This is a genomic window from Streptomyces sp. NPDC111520 (assembly GCF_055635295.1).
This window is the reverse complement of the sequence record NZ_JBVKBW010000005.1, coordinates 536,992-550,286: the sequence shown is the minus strand read 5'-3', so window position 1 is coordinate 550,286 and position 13,295 is coordinate 536,992. Positions and strand designations below refer to the sequence as shown.

The following is a 13,295-nucleotide window of genomic DNA, read 5'->3' as shown; positions in this document are numbered from 1 at the left end:
CATGACCGACACCGTCCCCGCCCCGGCCGACGCCGCGCCCATCGTGCCCGGCGGTGCCACCGTCGAGTTCCGGGCGCTGCGCCGTGCCTTCGGCGCCACCACCGCCCTGGACGGGCTGGACCTGACCGTCCGGCCCGGCGAACTCCTCGCCCTGCTCGGCCCGTCCGGCTGCGGCAAGACCACCGCGCTGCGGATGCTCGCCGGCTTCGAGCACCCCGACTCCGGTCAGGTGCTGGTCGACGGCAAGGACGTCACCAAGACCCCCGCGCACCGCCGTGACGCGGGCATGGTCTTCCAGTCCTACAGCCTCTTCCCGCACCTGAGCGCCGCCGACAACGTGGCCTTCGGGCTGCGCATGCGCAAGGTCGGCGCCGCCGAGCGGCGCAGTCGCGCCGCCGAACTGCTGGAACTCGTCGGCCTGCCGTCCCAGGGGGACCGCTACCCCCACCAGCTCTCCGGCGGCCAGCAGCAGCGCGTGGCCCTCGCCCGCGCCCTGGCGCTGCGGCCGCGCGTACTGCTCCTGGACGAGCCGCTGAGCGCGCTGGACGCCAAGGTGCGCACCACCCTGCGCGAGGAGATCCGCCGCCTGCAGCGCGAACTCGGCATCACCACCCTGTTCGTGACGCACGACCAGGAGGAGGCGCTGTCCATGGCGGACCGCGTCGCCGTGATGAACGCCGGGCGGATGGAGCAGTGCGCCGCCCCCGCCGAGCTGTACGACCGGCCCGCCACCGCCTTCGTCGCCGAGTTCGTCGGCACCAACAGCCGCCTGCCGGGCCGGCTCTCCGACGGCGGTCAGGTCGAGGTCCTCGGCCGGCGGCTCCCCACCCAGGGCGACGTGCCCGCGGGCACCGAGGTGGACGTCCTGGTCCGCCCCGAAGCGGTACGCGTCCACGCCGACCCCACCGGCGACGCACGCGTCGTGGCGACCGCCTTCCTGGGCGCCGTCACCCGGCTGACCGTGCAACTGGCCGACGGCACCCGCGTCAAGGCCGACCTCGCCAGCGCCGAGGCCGCCGCCCTGCCCCCGGGCGCCACCGTCACCGTGTCCCTGCCCGACCGGCCCGTCCTGGTCACCGCGCGCGCCGCCTGACCCCTCCCGCACCTCCATCCCCCCACACCCCCGATGAAAGAGAGCCCCGTGACCCACCCACCGCACCACCCGCTCCAGGCTGTCCTGTTCGACATGGACGGCACGCTCGTCGAGACCGAGCAACTGTGGTGGGAGGCGGTCGCCGAGGTGGCCGCCGGGCTGGGGCACGTGCTCGGCGACGCGGACGTGACCGAGGTCCTCGGCCGCGCCGTCGAGCACACCGCCACCCACCTGGTGACCACCACCGGGACGGCGACCGGCGCCGACGAGGTGGCCGCCGTCCTGCACCGGGAGTTCGCCGCGCGGGTCCGCGCCCGCACGGTGCCCCGTCCCGGCGCGCTGGAACTGCTCGACGAACTCGCCCGGCACGACATCCCCATCGCGCTGGTCTCGGCGTCCCCGCGCGAGGTCGTCGACGTCGTGCTGGCGGTGCTCGGCCGCGAGCGCTTCGTCGTCTCCCTCACCGCCGACGACACCCCCCGCACCAAGCCGGCCCCCGACCCCTACCTGGCCGCTGCCCGCGCCCTCGGCGTGGACCCGGGCGCCTGTGTCGCCGTCGAGGACACCCCGACCGGCGTCGCCTCCGCCGAGGCCGCCGGCTGCCGGGTGCTCGCCGTGCCGTCCCTGGCGCCCATCGCCCCCGGCGCCGGCCGCGCCGTGCTCGACAGCCTCGAACGGGCCGACGTGGCCCTGCTGCGGGCCCTGGTCGCGCAACCGCCGTCCTTCCTCGTGCCCGCCTTCACCAGCCGCCGCGCCCGCGTCGGGGAGCCGTTCCGGGTCACCGTCGCCGGGCTGCTGCGCGGCGCCCCCGTCACCTGCGCCAAGGCCGCCGGCCCCGGCTGGGCCCGGGTCTCCGCCGACGGCACCGTCACCGGCACCCCCGACGTCGCCGGCGACGTGGAGGTCGCCGTCACCGCCACGGACGCCGAGGGGCGCTCGGCCACCGTCACGGTGCGCGTGCCGGTCGCGGCGGCGGGCGAGCCCATGGTGCGGCGGCTGCGCGTCATGAGCTGGAACCTGTGGCTCGGCGGCAGCCGCGTCGACGACCACCGGGACAAGCAGCTGCGCGTGCTGCTGGACGCCGACGTGGACGTCGTCGGCCTCCAGGAGACGCGCACGCACTCCGCGAAGGAACTCGCCGAGGCACTGGGCTGGGAGCACCACCAGGCGGGCGACAACCTCGGCGTCATCAGCCGCTACCCGGTCGTCTCCCGCCACGGCCTTCCCGCGAGCCCGTTCTACGGCGGCCTCGGCGCCACCGTCCGGCTCGACGAGGGCCGCGACGTCACGCTGTGGAGCGCGCACCTCAACTACACCCCGTACGGCCCCTACGACGCCCTCCACGACGGCCGGCCGGTCGAGGTGCTGGTCGAGCACGAGGCCGCCTCGGGACGCCTGGAGCAGATCCGGGACATCCTGGACGACATGGCCGCCGACCTCGCCGCCCGCGACACCACCCCGGTCGTCCTGGTCGGCGACTTCAACGTCCCCTCCCACCTGGACTGGACCGCCGAGGCGGCGCCCCTGCACGGCGGCTACGGACCCGTGCCCTGGCCCGTCACCCTCGCCGCCGAGGCCCGCGGACTGCGCGACTCCTACCGCGAGGCCCACCCGGACCCCGTGCGCGACCCGGGCACCACCTGGTCACCGGTCAACCCGGAGCCGGAGCCGCAGGACCGGATCGACTACGTCCTGTACGCCGGCCAGGCCCTGCGGGTGCTGGACTCCGCGACCCTGGTCACGGGCGATCCCCGTCCCGAACCGCACGTCGCGGGCAACGACTGGCCCTCCGACCACGCCGCCGTCGTCACCACGTTCGCCGTGTCCTGAACGGTCTCGGCGGAACGTCCGGGCCCGCGCGACCTCATCGGTCGCGCGGGCCTATTCGCACTCGCTCATCTCGTCCGGTCTCGGGCGCTGGTCGGCCACGTCCTGGGAGGCCAGCGGCTTGAGGTGCTTGACGTAGGAGGTGCGCCAGGCCCCGGAGGAGATCTCCTCCTTGATGGCGTCGCATATGGCGTGCTTCAGCTCGGGCTCGTTCTTCTGCAGCCCCACGCCGTACTCCTCCGTGCCGAACGGCACACCCAGCAGCCGCAGTTGCTGGGTGTGCTGGGCGCGGTAGCCGGCCAGGATGATGTCGTCGGTCGACACGGCGTCGACCTTGCCCGCGAGCAGTTCCTTGACGCAGAGCCCGTACGAGGCCTGCTGCTCGGTCTTTATCTGCGGGTACTCCCTGCGGAGCCGTTCCGCGGGCGTCGAGTCCGTGACGGTGCAGACCTCGCGGCCGAACAGGTCCTGCACGCTGTGGACGGGGGCGTCCGTGCGCACGAGGAAGTCCTGGCCGGCCTGGTAGTAGGGGCCCGCGAAGTCGACGTCCTTCTTGCGCGCCTCCGTTATCGAATAGCTGGCCACTATGTAGTCGACGTACCCGGCTCGCAGGAAGTACTCGCGGGACTGGGTGTCCACGACCGTGAACTGCACCTTCTTGAAGCCCAGATGCCTGGCGATGGCCCGTGCCAGGTCGATGTCGAAGCCCGTGTAGCCGTCCTCCGCGCCGCTGGAGGCCTCGCTGAGGCCCGGCTGGTCCTTCTTGACGCCCACGACGAGGTAGCCGCGCTCACGCGCCGTCCTGATGGTCGGCGAGCCGGACAGGTCCGGCCCGTCGTCCCGCATCCGGTCCACGGCGAACCACCCGCCGGCGGCGAGGACGGCCAGGCCCACCCCGCCCGCCAGGAGCGCCCGCCAGCGGCGACGCGGCGTCCGCCGCGCGGGCTCCTGCACCGGGGGCGGGTCGACGCCCGGCTCGGTCGTGCGCGGCTCCGGTACGGCGCCCGCGTCCGTCCGCGTGGCGTCCGGGTCGTAGTCCGGGTGGACGGCCACCGGGAACTGCGGGGTCTCCTGCGCCACGTGCTGCAGCAACTGCTCGGCGCGCTCCGCCGACAGCCGCGCCCCCGGCTCCTTGACCAGCAGCCCGTCGATCAGCGGGCGCAGCGGCCCCGCGTGCGCCGTCGGCGGCGGCTCGGCCGTGCGGACGGCCTCCAGCACCTCGTACGGCGTCGGGCCGCGGAAGGGGGCCCGGCCCTCGACCATCTCGTACAGAGTGACGCCCAGCGACCACAGGTCGGCGGCGGGCGTCGGCGTCAGCCGGTTGGCGAGCTCGGGCGCCAGGTACTGCGGGGTGCCGACCGTCTCGTGCAGCCGCGTCACCTGGGCGGCGCCCTCGAAGGTCGCGATCCCGAAGTCCATGAGCACCGCCCGCCCGTCCCGGCGGAACAGGATGTTGTGCGGCTTCACGTCGCGGTGCAGCACCCCGGCCGCGTGCACCGCGCGCAGCCCGCGCAGCACCTCCAGGCCGATCTGCGCCGCCTGCAGCGCCGGGATCCGGCCCCGCTCGCGCAACTGGTCCGCCAGGGAGTGCGGGTTGACCTGCTCCATGACGATCCAGACCTGGCCGTCGGCCTCGATCACGTCGTGCACGGCGACCACGTGCTCGTGCCCGATCCGGGCGATGGCCTGCGCCTCGCGGCGCGCCCGCTCCACCCACTGGGCCTGCGTCTCCGGGTCCAGCGCGCCTCGGAACAGCAGTTCCTTGACGGCGACCTGACGGCTCAGCCGGTTGTCGTACGCCTCCCACACCACGCCCATGCCGCCGCGCCCCAGTTGCCGGCGCAGCTCGTAGCGGCCGTCGACGAGGGTGTGCGGCATCCCCCCAGAACTCATGCGTGTGCCCCCATCGGTACGTGGTCCGCTACAGGTTAGGGGGCTCTGACGGGGATGAACATCGTCCTCGGGGCGCGGGACGATCACATGTCGGGCGGAATGGTCCGTACCGGCCCGGCGGAGCCTAGGGCTTCACCGAACGGTAGTAGCGCTCGGCGCCCGCGTGCAGCCGCAGCGGGTCGGTGAAGACCGCCGTCCGCAGGTCCATCAACTGGGCGGCGTGCACCTCCTGCCCGATCCGGTCGCGGCTGTCGATCACGGTGCGGGTGAGCCGGTCCACCAGCCCGGTGTCCGTCCGGTCGGTGGTGATCAGCAGGTTGGCCACGGCGATCGTCTGCACCGCGCGCCCGCCCTGGACCATCGGGTAGGCGTCCGCGGGCATGACCGCCTGCCGGTAGTACGCCGACTCCTCGCTCCCGGAGTGCAGCCGGGCCACCAGGTCGCCGAGCTGGACCAGTCTGACGTCGGTGGTCTCCGCCAGGTTCGCGATGGTCCTGGTCGGCAGTCCGCCCGACCAGAAGAACGCGTCCAGCTCCCCCCGGCGCAGCATCTCCGGCGCCCGGTCGATGCCCACCGTCCTGCGCCGCACGTCACCGGGCTCCCCGAGGTCCGCGGCCGCCAGCAGCCGCTGCGCTATCAGGTTCACCCCGGAGCTGGGCTGGCCGATCCCCACCCGCAGCCCGCGCAGGTCCTTCGCCGACCGCACGGGGGAGTCGGCGGGCACCACGAGCTGCATGTAGTCGTCGTACAGCCGGGCGCAGGCACGCAGCCGCCCCGCCCCCGGGCCGTCGTAGTCGGCGACGGCGTCGGCCGCAGCGATGGCGAAGTCGGCCTTGCCGGTCGCCACCCTCCGGACGTTGTCCACCGACCCCTCGGACCGCACCAGGCGCACCGGCACCCCGGGCAGGTCCGTGTGCAGGTAGGGCTGGAGCCGCTTCCCGTACGTGTCGTATACCCCGTTGCGCACGCCGGTGGCGAAGTCGACCCTGTCCTTGGGGTACGAGGGCCCGTCGGAGGGCAGCACCCACCACAGCAGCAGCGCGACCGCCGCCGCCACCGCCAGCACGGCCTGCACGGCCCGGCGTCTGCCGATTCGGGGGAGCTCCATCCCCGTGATGGTGCCAGGCCCGCCGCCGCCGTGGCCAGCACCCGGCCCCGGGCCCCGGCTCCACCGCGCCCCGGCTCCCGCAGGTGCCTCTCCCGCCCCACGGGGAAGACTCCTGCTGGGGCGCACCCTCCGGAGGGAGGCCCGCATGGCAGGCCCGGTGACCTGGACGGCGGGCGACCTGGTCGTCCACCGCGTCGACGAGACCACGCTGCCCCCGGGGACCGGACGGCGGCTGCTGCCCGCCGCCACGCCGCAGGTCGTGGCGGGCACGCCGTGGCTGCGGGGCTTCGCCGCCGCCGACGGCACGCTCCGCCTGGCGACCCACACCTTCGCCGTGGTGGCCGGCGGCCTGCGCGTCCTGGTGGACACCGGGATCGGCAACGGCAAGACCCGCGCCGACCCCGCGTGGGACCGCCTCGCCACCGACTACCCGCGGCGCCTGGCGGAGGCCGGTTTCCCGCCGCACTCGGTGGACCTGGTGATCCTCACCCACCTGCACACCGACCACGTCGGCTGGAACACGCGTGACGACGAGGGCACCTGGGTACCGGCCTTCCCCCACGCCCGCCACCTGGTCTCCCGCGCCGAATGGGAGCACTGGTCCGGCGCGGACCTGGACGAGGACCACCGGCAGGTGTTCCGCGACTCGGTGCTGCCGGTCCGCGACGCGGGACTGCTCGACCTGGCCGACGTCACCGCGGGTCCCGTGGAGGCGGCTCCCGGGATCCGCCTGCTGCCGGTGCCCGGGCACACCCCGGGGCAGGTCGCGGTCGAACTGCGCGGCGGCGGCCGGGCGGCACTGGTCACCGGCGACAGCTTCCACCACCCCGTGCAGATCGCCCACCCCGGGATCACCAGCACCGCCGACACCGACCCGGCTCTGGCCGTACGGACCCGCCGCGCGCTGCTCGGCGCCCTCGCGGGTACGGACACGCTGCTGCTGGGCACCCACTTCCCGCCGCCCACCGCCGGCACCGTCGTGACGTGGGAGGACGGCCACCGCCTCCTGCCCGAGCCGCCGGACACCTGACGCGGCGTACGCCGCCTGGTGCCGTCCGGACCCGCCGGGGGCCTCCGCGCGGGGGCGGGCGGGGGCACGGGCGCGCGTGGGGCGCCCTTACCCTGGATGGGTGCAGCGTGAAGAGCAGGGTGTGAAGAGCTACGAGATCCGCACCTACGGGTGCCAGATGAACGTCCACGACTCCGAGCGGCTGGCAGGCCTCCTGGAGGCGGCCGGCTACGTTCGTGCGCCCAAGGGCGAGGACGGCACGGTGGCAGCCGATGTTGTCGTCTTCAACACCTGCGCGGTCCGGGAGAACGCCGACAACCGCCTGTACGGCAACCTCGGCCGCCTGGCGCCGCAGAAGGCCGCCCGGCCCGGCATGCAGATCGCCGTGGGCGGCTGCCTCGCGCAGAAGGACCGGGACACGATCGTCAAGAAGGCCCCCTGGGTCGACGTCGTCTTCGGCACCCACAACATCGGCAGCCTGCCGGCGCTGCTGGAGCGCGCCCGGATCGCCGAAGAGGCGCAGGTCGAGATCGCGGAGTCACTGGAGACCTTCCCGTCCACGCTGCCGACCCGGCGCGAGTCGGCGTACGCGGCGTGGGTGTCGATCTCGGTCGGCTGCAACAACACCTGCACCTTCTGCATCGTCCCCGCGCTGCGCGGCAAGGAGAAGGACCGCCGCCCCGGCGACATCCTCGCCGAGGTCGAGGCGCTGGTCGCCGAGGGCGTCGTCGAGGTCACCCTGCTCGGCCAGAACGTCAACGCCTACGGCTCGGACATCGGCGACCGCGAGGCCTTCAGCAAGCTGCTGCGCGCCTGCGGGAGGATCGACGGCCTGGAGCGCGTCCGCTTCACCTCGCCCCACCCGCGCGACTTCACCGACGACGTGATCGCGGCCATGGCCGAGACCCCGAACGTGATGCACCAGCTGCACATGCCGCTGCAGTCCGGCTCCGACACCGTGCTGCGCGCGATGCGCCGCTCGTACCGGCAGGACCGCTACCTCGGCATCATCGAGAAGGTGCGCGCCGCCATGCCGGACGCCGCCATCTCCACCGACATCATCGTGGGCTTCCCCGGCGAGACCGAGGAGGACTTCGAGCAGACGCTGCACGTGGTGCGCGAGGCCCGCTTCGCGCAGGCCTACACATTCCAGTACTCCAAGCGCCCGGGCACGCCCGCCGCCGAGATGGACGGGCAGGTGCCGAAGGCCGTCGTCCAGGAGCGCTACGAGCGGCTGGTCGCGCTGCAGGAGGAGATCTCCTGGGAGGAGAACAAGAAGCAGGTCGGCCGCACCCTGGAGGTGCTGGTCGCCGAGGGCGAGGGCCGCAAGGACGACGCCACGCGGCGCCTGTCCGGCCGCGCCCCCGACAACCGCCTGGTGCACTTCGCGCCGCCCGCCGAGCCGGTCCGCCCCGGTGACGTCGTGACGGCGCAGATCAGCTACGCCGCCCCGCACCACCTGCTGGCGGAGAGCCCGGCGTTCGGCGTCCGCCGCACCGCGGCGGGCGACGCCTGGGAGCGGCGCACCTCTGCCGCCGCGGCCAAGCCCGCAGGTGTCATGCTGGGCCTGCCGACGATCGGCGCGCCCGCGCCGGCACCGGTGGCGGTCGCCCCGGGATGCGGCTGCGACTGACGGGACGGGGACACCGCGGGGGACGCGGGGACCGTGGGACGAGGGGGGACACGCAATGGCTCGTTGGGGGCTCTTCGCCGAGGAGACCGTGGGCAGCGGCGACGCCAGGCGCTGGGAGTTCGAGCTCCTCGGCCACGCCGACGGCACACGTGAGGACGCGTTGCGCAAGCTGGAGGAGGCGGCGCTCGCCTACCGTCCCAGCAAGCCCTTCAGCGTGCGCCGCAGCTGGCTGTACCGCTCGGGGGAGGGCTACGTCCAGGTCAACGAGGGTGTGACCACGACGTACATCTGCCGCTTCACGGTGGCCGAGCTGGTCCACGACAGCAAGGACCCGAAGGTCGCCGCCACGGCCGAGCCCTGGGACCGCGTGCCCGAGGGCTTCTGAGACGGCGGACGGTAGGGTTCCGATCATGCTGGTCGCCGCCGCCGTATGCCCCTGTCCGCCGCTGCTCGTGCCCGACGTCGCGTCGGGTGCGGCGCCAGAACTGGACCCGCTGCGCGCCGCCTGCGCGGACGCGCTGGCCGTGCCGGCCGCCGCGCGCCCCGATCTGCTGGTCGTGGTGGGCGCCGCCGAATCCGCCCACGTCTGGGAGGGCGGCGGCACGGGCTCGCTGCGCCCCTACGGCGTGAACCTGGCGGTGCGGCTCGGCGACGGCGGCGACCCCGAGCCCCTCGCCCCCTCGCTCACGCTCGCGGCCTGGCTCCTGGAACGCTCGGGCTCCACCGCGCCGCTGCACGCCTGCGGCGTGCCCGTGCAGGCGCCGGCGGCCCGGATGCTGGAGCTGGGGCGGGGCTTGGCGGAGCTGGCCGACCGGGTGGCGCTGCTGGTCATGGGCGACGGCAGCACCTGCCGGACGCTCAAGGCGCCCGGATACCTCGACGAGCGCGCAGAGCCCTTCGACGCCTCCGTCGCCCGCGCCCTGGGCGCCGCCGACACCGAGGCGCTGGCGGCCCTGGACGTGCCGCTGGCGGCCGAACTGGGGGCGGCGGGTCGCGCCCCCTGGCAGGTGCTCGCCGGCGCCGCCGAGGGCGCCGGGCTCGGCGGCGCGCTGCTGTACGACGAGGCGCCGTACGGCGTCGGTTACTTCGTGGCGGCCTGGTCGTAGCCGCGGCGGGCCCCGGGGCCCGGGGCCGGCCTCAGGGCGTGTCCTTGGGGCCGCTCTCCTTCAGGTGCTCCATGGCGTCCTTGGTCTTGTCCACACCCTTGTGGATCTTTCCGCTGTACTTGTGCTTGGTCTTCTCGTCGACCGTGCGCGCGACCTTGTCCAGCCGGGAGCCGATCGCCTCGCCGTGCTGCTCCATGAAGTCGCCGGCCTTGGCGCCGGCCCTGGCCCTGGCGTGCTCGGCCTTGGCCTTCAGCGTGTCCTTGAGGCTCATGCGTCACCGTCTCCCGTGGATGCCTTTGCCGGAAATGACCCTTTTCCCGTAAAGATCTTACTCGTCCACAGGTAAAACCGCCCCGCCGGAATTTGCGAAACTGTGCACGTGAGAATTGACGTCCCCCATGTGATCGCGGTGGTCGGCCCCACCGCGGCCGGCAAGTCCGACCTCGGAGTCGCCCTCGCCCAGGCCCTCGGCGGCGAGGTGATCAACGCGGATTCCATGCAGCTCTACCGCGGCATGGACATCGGCACCGCCAAGCTCACCGAGGACGAGCGGCAGGGCGTGCCGCACCACCTGCTCGACATGTGGGACGTCACCCAGGCCGCCAGCGTCGCCGAGTACCAGCGCCTCGCCCGCGCCGAGATCGACCGGCTGCTGGCTGCCGGGCGCACCCCCGTGCTCGTCGGCGGCTCGGGGCTCTACGTGCGCGCCGCCATCGACGCCCTGGAGTTCCCCGGCACCGACCCGCAGGTGCGCGCCCGGCTGGAGGCGGAGCTCGACTCGCTCGGTTCCGGCCCGCTGCACGCCCGCCTGGCCGCCGTGGACCCGGAGGCGGCCCGCGCGATCCTGCCCAGCAACGGCCGGCGGATCGTCCGCGCCCTGGAGGTCGTGGAGATCACCGGCCGCCCCTTCACGGCGAACCTGCCCGGTCACGACTCCGTGTACGACACCGTCCAGATCGGCGTCGACGTCCCGCGCCCGGAACTCGACGAGCGGATCACGCTGCGGGTCGACCGCATGTGGGAGGCCGGGCTGGTCGGCGAGGTGGCCGCCCTCGAGACGGCCGGCCTGCGCGAGGGGCGTACGGCCTCCCGGGCCCTCGGCTACCAGCAGGTGCTGGCCGCGCTGGCCGGGGAGTGCACCGACGCCGAGGCGCGCGCGGAGACCGTCCGGGCCACCAAGCGCTTCGCGCGCCGCCAGGACTCGTGGTTCCGCCGGGACGGCCGGGTGCACTGGCTCGCGGGCCGCGGCCAGGAACTCACCGGCCAGGCACTCGCCCTCCTCGGGCCCGCCCGGTCGGGCGGTCACAGCCTGATCACCTGAGGCGCCGCGCGGTCGGCGGGGCCGGGCGGGCGTGCGCTCCTCGGCGGTACGGCCGCCCCCGGCCCAAGGGGGAAGCACGGGCCCGGAGTTGACGGGAGGGGGCGGCGGGGACGGCCCCGAGGGCCGCAGAACATGTGATCCCATGGACGCATGGCGGAGGAAGTCACGTTCTTGGGCCCGTTGGAACTGACCGGCGGCATCTGGGGCGTCGGGGACGCCACACGCCCGGGCACCCATTGGGTGGAGTTCCGCCCGGACGGCCTCCACCAGGACCACGCACTGCGCTTCGACCGGCACGCGCGCCGGTACCGGTCCGTGGACGCCGTACGGCTGGACCGGATGCTGCGGCACCTCGTCGACGTCGGGAGGCTGCCGCTCCTCGGCGATCCGGAATGGGTGGGCCGTGCCGTGGCGGGCCTGGCCGGCGGGAAGCAGAGCTGGTGCACCGCTGCACTGCGGCGGGTGGTGGCGGAGGCCGTGACGGCGGGCGGACCCGGCCGCGCCTGACCGATCCCTCCCGCCGGGGCCCTGTCCGCGCCTGCCGGTCCGCTGCGGCACGCGGGCGACCGGCCGCGACGACGAGCGGCCGCTCCCCGGATGTCCCGGTCGCCGGGGACCCGCGACGCAGGACGGAGACGGCCGCGTAGATCAACAAGCGCAGGCCGGTGCCGAGCCCCGTCGGATCGGCCGGGCGGGGCGGTCACAGCCTGATCACGTGATGGCATCGGGACGCCCCAGCGGCACTTGACGCCTCTTCGAGCGTGCCATCATCGAGCATCGGAGCTACGGTGTCGGACTTCTTGGGAGGGCGCGTGGCGATGGAAGCCGGCCCTCGCAACGGACCGCAGCCGGACCGCGGCGAGCGCGCCTCCGGCGAGGAGCTCGAGTCCCGTGACCGGCTCGTGGTCGACGGCCCCCTCGATGACCCGCTGGACGAGCAGGCCCTCGCCGAGGAGGAGCAGTCCTTCCGCGAGCTGCGTCCCGAGCGGCGCCTGCGCGCCTGGCAGATCGCCCCCATCGTCGCCCTCGGTGTGCTGGGCTCGCTGATGTTCGCCTTCCCGCTGGCCTTCGAGACCGGTGACGGCGGTGCCGTCGTCGCGATGCTCGGCCTCCTGCTCGGCTGCTGCTCCGCGGGCTGGGGGATCATGGCCGCCCGCCGGGTCGGCTACACCTGGCCGGGTCTGCCGGCCCGCGGTTCCGGCCGCCGTCCGGACTGGCGTTTCGTGGCGCTGTACGCGGCGATCACCGTGGTGCTGGCGCTGCTCGCCTTCTGGCGGGTCGCCCGTCTGCGCTGACCCGTAGACTCGGCGCATGACCAGCGCAGCACCGCAGGGCCTGCCCTTCCTCAAGGGGCACGGCACGGAGAACGACTTCGTGATCATCCCCGACCCCGACGGGGTGCTCGACCTGACCCCGGTGGCTGTCGCGCGCATGTGCGACCGCCGCGCCGGGATCGGCGGCGACGGGGTGCTGCGCGTCGTGCGCTCGGCGAAGCACCCGGAGGCCGCCACCATGGCCGCGGAGGCCGAGTGGTTCATGGACTACCGCAACGGTGACGGCAGCGTCGCGGAGATGTGCGGCAACGGCGTACGAGTCTTCGCGCACTACCTCCTGCGCGCCGGGCTCACCGACGCCGGCGACGTCGCCGTGGCGACCCGCGCCGGCGTACGCCGGGTGCACATCGACAAGGACGGCGACATCACGGTCGACATGGGCCGTGCCGCCCTCCCCGCCGGCGAGGTCGAGGTGGCGGCCGGCGAGCGCAGCTGGCCCGCCCGCAACGTGAACATGGGCAACCCGCACGCCGTCGCCTTCGTCGACGACCTCGCCGACGCCGGCAAGCTGCTGGACGCCCCGCGGTGGGCACCCGCGGCGGCCTACCCGCACGGTGTGAACGTGGAGTTCGTCGTCGACCGCGGTGACCGGCACGTCGCCATGCGGGTGCACGAGCGCGGCTCCGGCGAGACCCGCTCCTGCGGCACCGGTGCCTGCGCCGTCATGGTCGCCGCGGCCCGGCGCGACGGCCGCGACCCGGCCGTCACCGGGCGCCCCGAGACGTACCGGGTCGACCTGCCGGGCGGGACCCTGGTGATCACCGAACGTCCCGACGGCACCGTCGAGATGACCGGGCCGGCGGTGATCGTCGCCGAAGGCGTCATCGATCCCGCCTGGCTCGGCGACCGCGGCTGAGGATACCCGCTCCGAGGACCTGGTATTCGCTCGAACGGGTGATGCCGATCACGCTGGGCGAGAGCGTGGCAGCGGCACGTGATGGGCTCGGTAGCATCAAGCACCGGCACGGAAG

At 74.2% G+C, this 13,295-nt stretch carries 13 protein-coding genes; 10 read left to right on the top strand and 3 right to left on the bottom strand.

All coding sequences use genetic code 11. From position 1 onward, the window contains the following. Position 1 precedes the first annotated feature (1 nt). Complete coding sequence (locus ACZ7MY_RS14720; protein WP_499601926.1) at positions 2–1,093, top strand: ABC transporter ATP-binding protein; 1,092 nt, start codon at positions 2–4, stop codon at positions 1,091–1,093. A gap of 48 nt (positions 1,094–1,141) precedes the next feature. Further along, positions 1,142–2,923: an HAD-IA family hydrolase gene (locus ACZ7MY_RS14715; protein WP_499601925.1), complete on the top strand. Its 1,782-nt coding sequence runs from the start codon at positions 1,142–1,144 to the stop codon at positions 2,921–2,923. Between the two features lie 51 nt (positions 2,924–2,974). Here ACZ7MY_RS14715 and ACZ7MY_RS14710 read toward each other — a convergent pair whose 3' ends face one another. Together ACZ7MY_RS14710 and ACZ7MY_RS14705 are read right to left on the bottom strand one after the other, a co-directional pair. Then, on the bottom strand, positions 2,975–4,813 hold the full coding sequence (locus ACZ7MY_RS14710) for a bifunctional serine/threonine-protein kinase/glutamate ABC transporter substrate-binding protein (protein ID WP_499601924.1): 1,839 nt from the start codon (positions 4,811–4,813) through the stop codon (positions 2,975–2,977). A gap of 124 nt (positions 4,814–4,937) precedes the next feature. Beyond that, on the bottom strand, positions 4,938–5,921 hold the full coding sequence (locus ACZ7MY_RS14705) for a TAXI family TRAP transporter solute-binding subunit (RefSeq protein WP_499601922.1): 984 nt from the start codon (positions 5,919–5,921) through the stop codon (positions 4,938–4,940). Between the two features lie 145 nt (positions 5,922–6,066). Between ACZ7MY_RS14705 and ACZ7MY_RS14700 the strand changes: the two genes are divergently transcribed. The 4 genes from ACZ7MY_RS14700 (at position 6,067) to ACZ7MY_RS14685 (ending at position 9,669) form a co-directional block, all read left to right on the top strand. Continuing rightward, a complete protein-coding gene (locus ACZ7MY_RS14700) occupies positions 6,067–6,951 on the top strand; it encodes an MBL fold metallo-hydrolase (protein ID WP_499601920.1) in 885 nt (294 codons plus the stop codon). 121 nt (positions 6,952–7,072) lie between these two features. Beyond that, entirely contained in the window at positions 7,073–8,563 is a 1,491-nt protein-coding gene (gene miaB / locus ACZ7MY_RS14695) for a tRNA (N6-isopentenyl adenosine(37)-C2)-methylthiotransferase MiaB (RefSeq protein ID WP_499602011.1), read from the top strand. A 55-nt stretch (positions 8,564–8,618) separates the two neighbouring features. Beyond that, on the top strand, positions 8,619–8,948 hold the full coding sequence (locus ACZ7MY_RS14690; RefSeq protein ID WP_499601919.1) for a hypothetical protein: 330 nt from the start codon (positions 8,619–8,621) through the stop codon (positions 8,946–8,948). Positions 8,949–8,973: 25 nt separating this feature from the next. Beyond that, positions 8,974–9,669: a class III extradiol dioxygenase subunit B-like domain-containing protein gene (locus ACZ7MY_RS14685; protein ID WP_499601917.1), complete on the top strand. Its 696-nt coding sequence runs from the start codon at positions 8,974–8,976 to the stop codon at positions 9,667–9,669. 31 nt (positions 9,670–9,700) lie between these two features. Here ACZ7MY_RS14685 and ACZ7MY_RS14680 read toward each other — a convergent pair whose 3' ends face one another. Further along, on the bottom strand, positions 9,701–9,940 hold the full coding sequence (locus tag ACZ7MY_RS14680) for an antitoxin (RefSeq protein ID WP_499601916.1): 240 nt from the start codon (positions 9,938–9,940) through the stop codon (positions 9,701–9,703). 108 nt (positions 9,941–10,048) lie between these two features. Here ACZ7MY_RS14680 and miaA point away from each other — a divergent pair, with 108 nt between their 5' ends. The 4 genes from miaA to dapF all read left to right on the top strand — a co-directional run bounded on the left by miaA (position 10,049) and on the right by dapF (position 13,180). Continuing rightward, a complete protein-coding gene (gene miaA / locus ACZ7MY_RS14675; protein WP_499601914.1) occupies positions 10,049–10,990 on the top strand; it encodes a tRNA (adenosine(37)-N6)-dimethylallyltransferase MiaA in 942 nt (313 codons plus the stop codon). 150 nt (positions 10,991–11,140) lie between these two features. Then, entirely contained in the window at positions 11,141–11,497 is a 357-nt protein-coding gene (locus tag ACZ7MY_RS14670; protein WP_499601912.1) for a hypothetical protein, read from the top strand. Positions 11,498–11,808: 311 nt separating this feature from the next. Next, positions 11,809–12,285: a hypothetical protein gene (locus ACZ7MY_RS14665; RefSeq protein WP_499601911.1), complete on the top strand. Its 477-nt coding sequence runs from the start codon at positions 11,809–11,811 to the stop codon at positions 12,283–12,285. Between the two features lie 16 nt (positions 12,286–12,301). Further along, complete coding sequence (dapF, locus tag ACZ7MY_RS14660) at positions 12,302–13,180, top strand: diaminopimelate epimerase (RefSeq protein ID WP_499601910.1); 879 nt, start codon at positions 12,302–12,304, stop codon at positions 13,178–13,180. The last annotated feature ends 115 nt before the right edge of the window (positions 13,181–13,295 follow it).

Coding starts and splice junctions, on each gene's coding strand:
- ACZ7MY_RS14720 (WP_499601926.1), top strand. CDS start 2: ATGACCGACACCGTCCCCGCCCCGGCCGACGCCGCGCCCATCGTGCCC.
- ACZ7MY_RS14710 (WP_499601924.1), bottom strand. CDS start 4,813: ATGAGTTCTGGGGGGATGCCGCACACCCTCGTCGACGGCCGCTACGAG.
- ACZ7MY_RS14705 (WP_499601922.1), bottom strand. CDS start 5,921: ATGGAGCTCCCCCGAATCGGCAGACGCCGGGCCGTGCAGGCCGTGCTG.
- ACZ7MY_RS14700 (WP_499601920.1), top strand. CDS start 6,067: ATGGCAGGCCCGGTGACCTGGACGGCGGGCGACCTGGTCGTCCACCGC.
- ACZ7MY_RS14690 (WP_499601919.1), top strand. CDS start 8,619: ATGGCTCGTTGGGGGCTCTTCGCCGAGGAGACCGTGGGCAGCGGCGAC.
- ACZ7MY_RS14685 (WP_499601917.1), top strand. CDS start 8,974: ATGCTGGTCGCCGCCGCCGTATGCCCCTGTCCGCCGCTGCTCGTGCCC.
- ACZ7MY_RS14680 (WP_499601916.1), bottom strand. CDS start 9,940: ATGAGCCTCAAGGACACGCTGAAGGCCAAGGCCGAGCACGCCAGGGCC.
- ACZ7MY_RS14670 (WP_499601912.1), top strand. CDS start 11,141: ATGGCGGAGGAAGTCACGTTCTTGGGCCCGTTGGAACTGACCGGCGGC.
- ACZ7MY_RS14665 (WP_499601911.1), top strand. CDS start 11,809: ATGGAAGCCGGCCCTCGCAACGGACCGCAGCCGGACCGCGGCGAGCGC.
- dapF (WP_499601910.1), top strand. CDS start 12,302: ATGACCAGCGCAGCACCGCAGGGCCTGCCCTTCCTCAAGGGGCACGGC.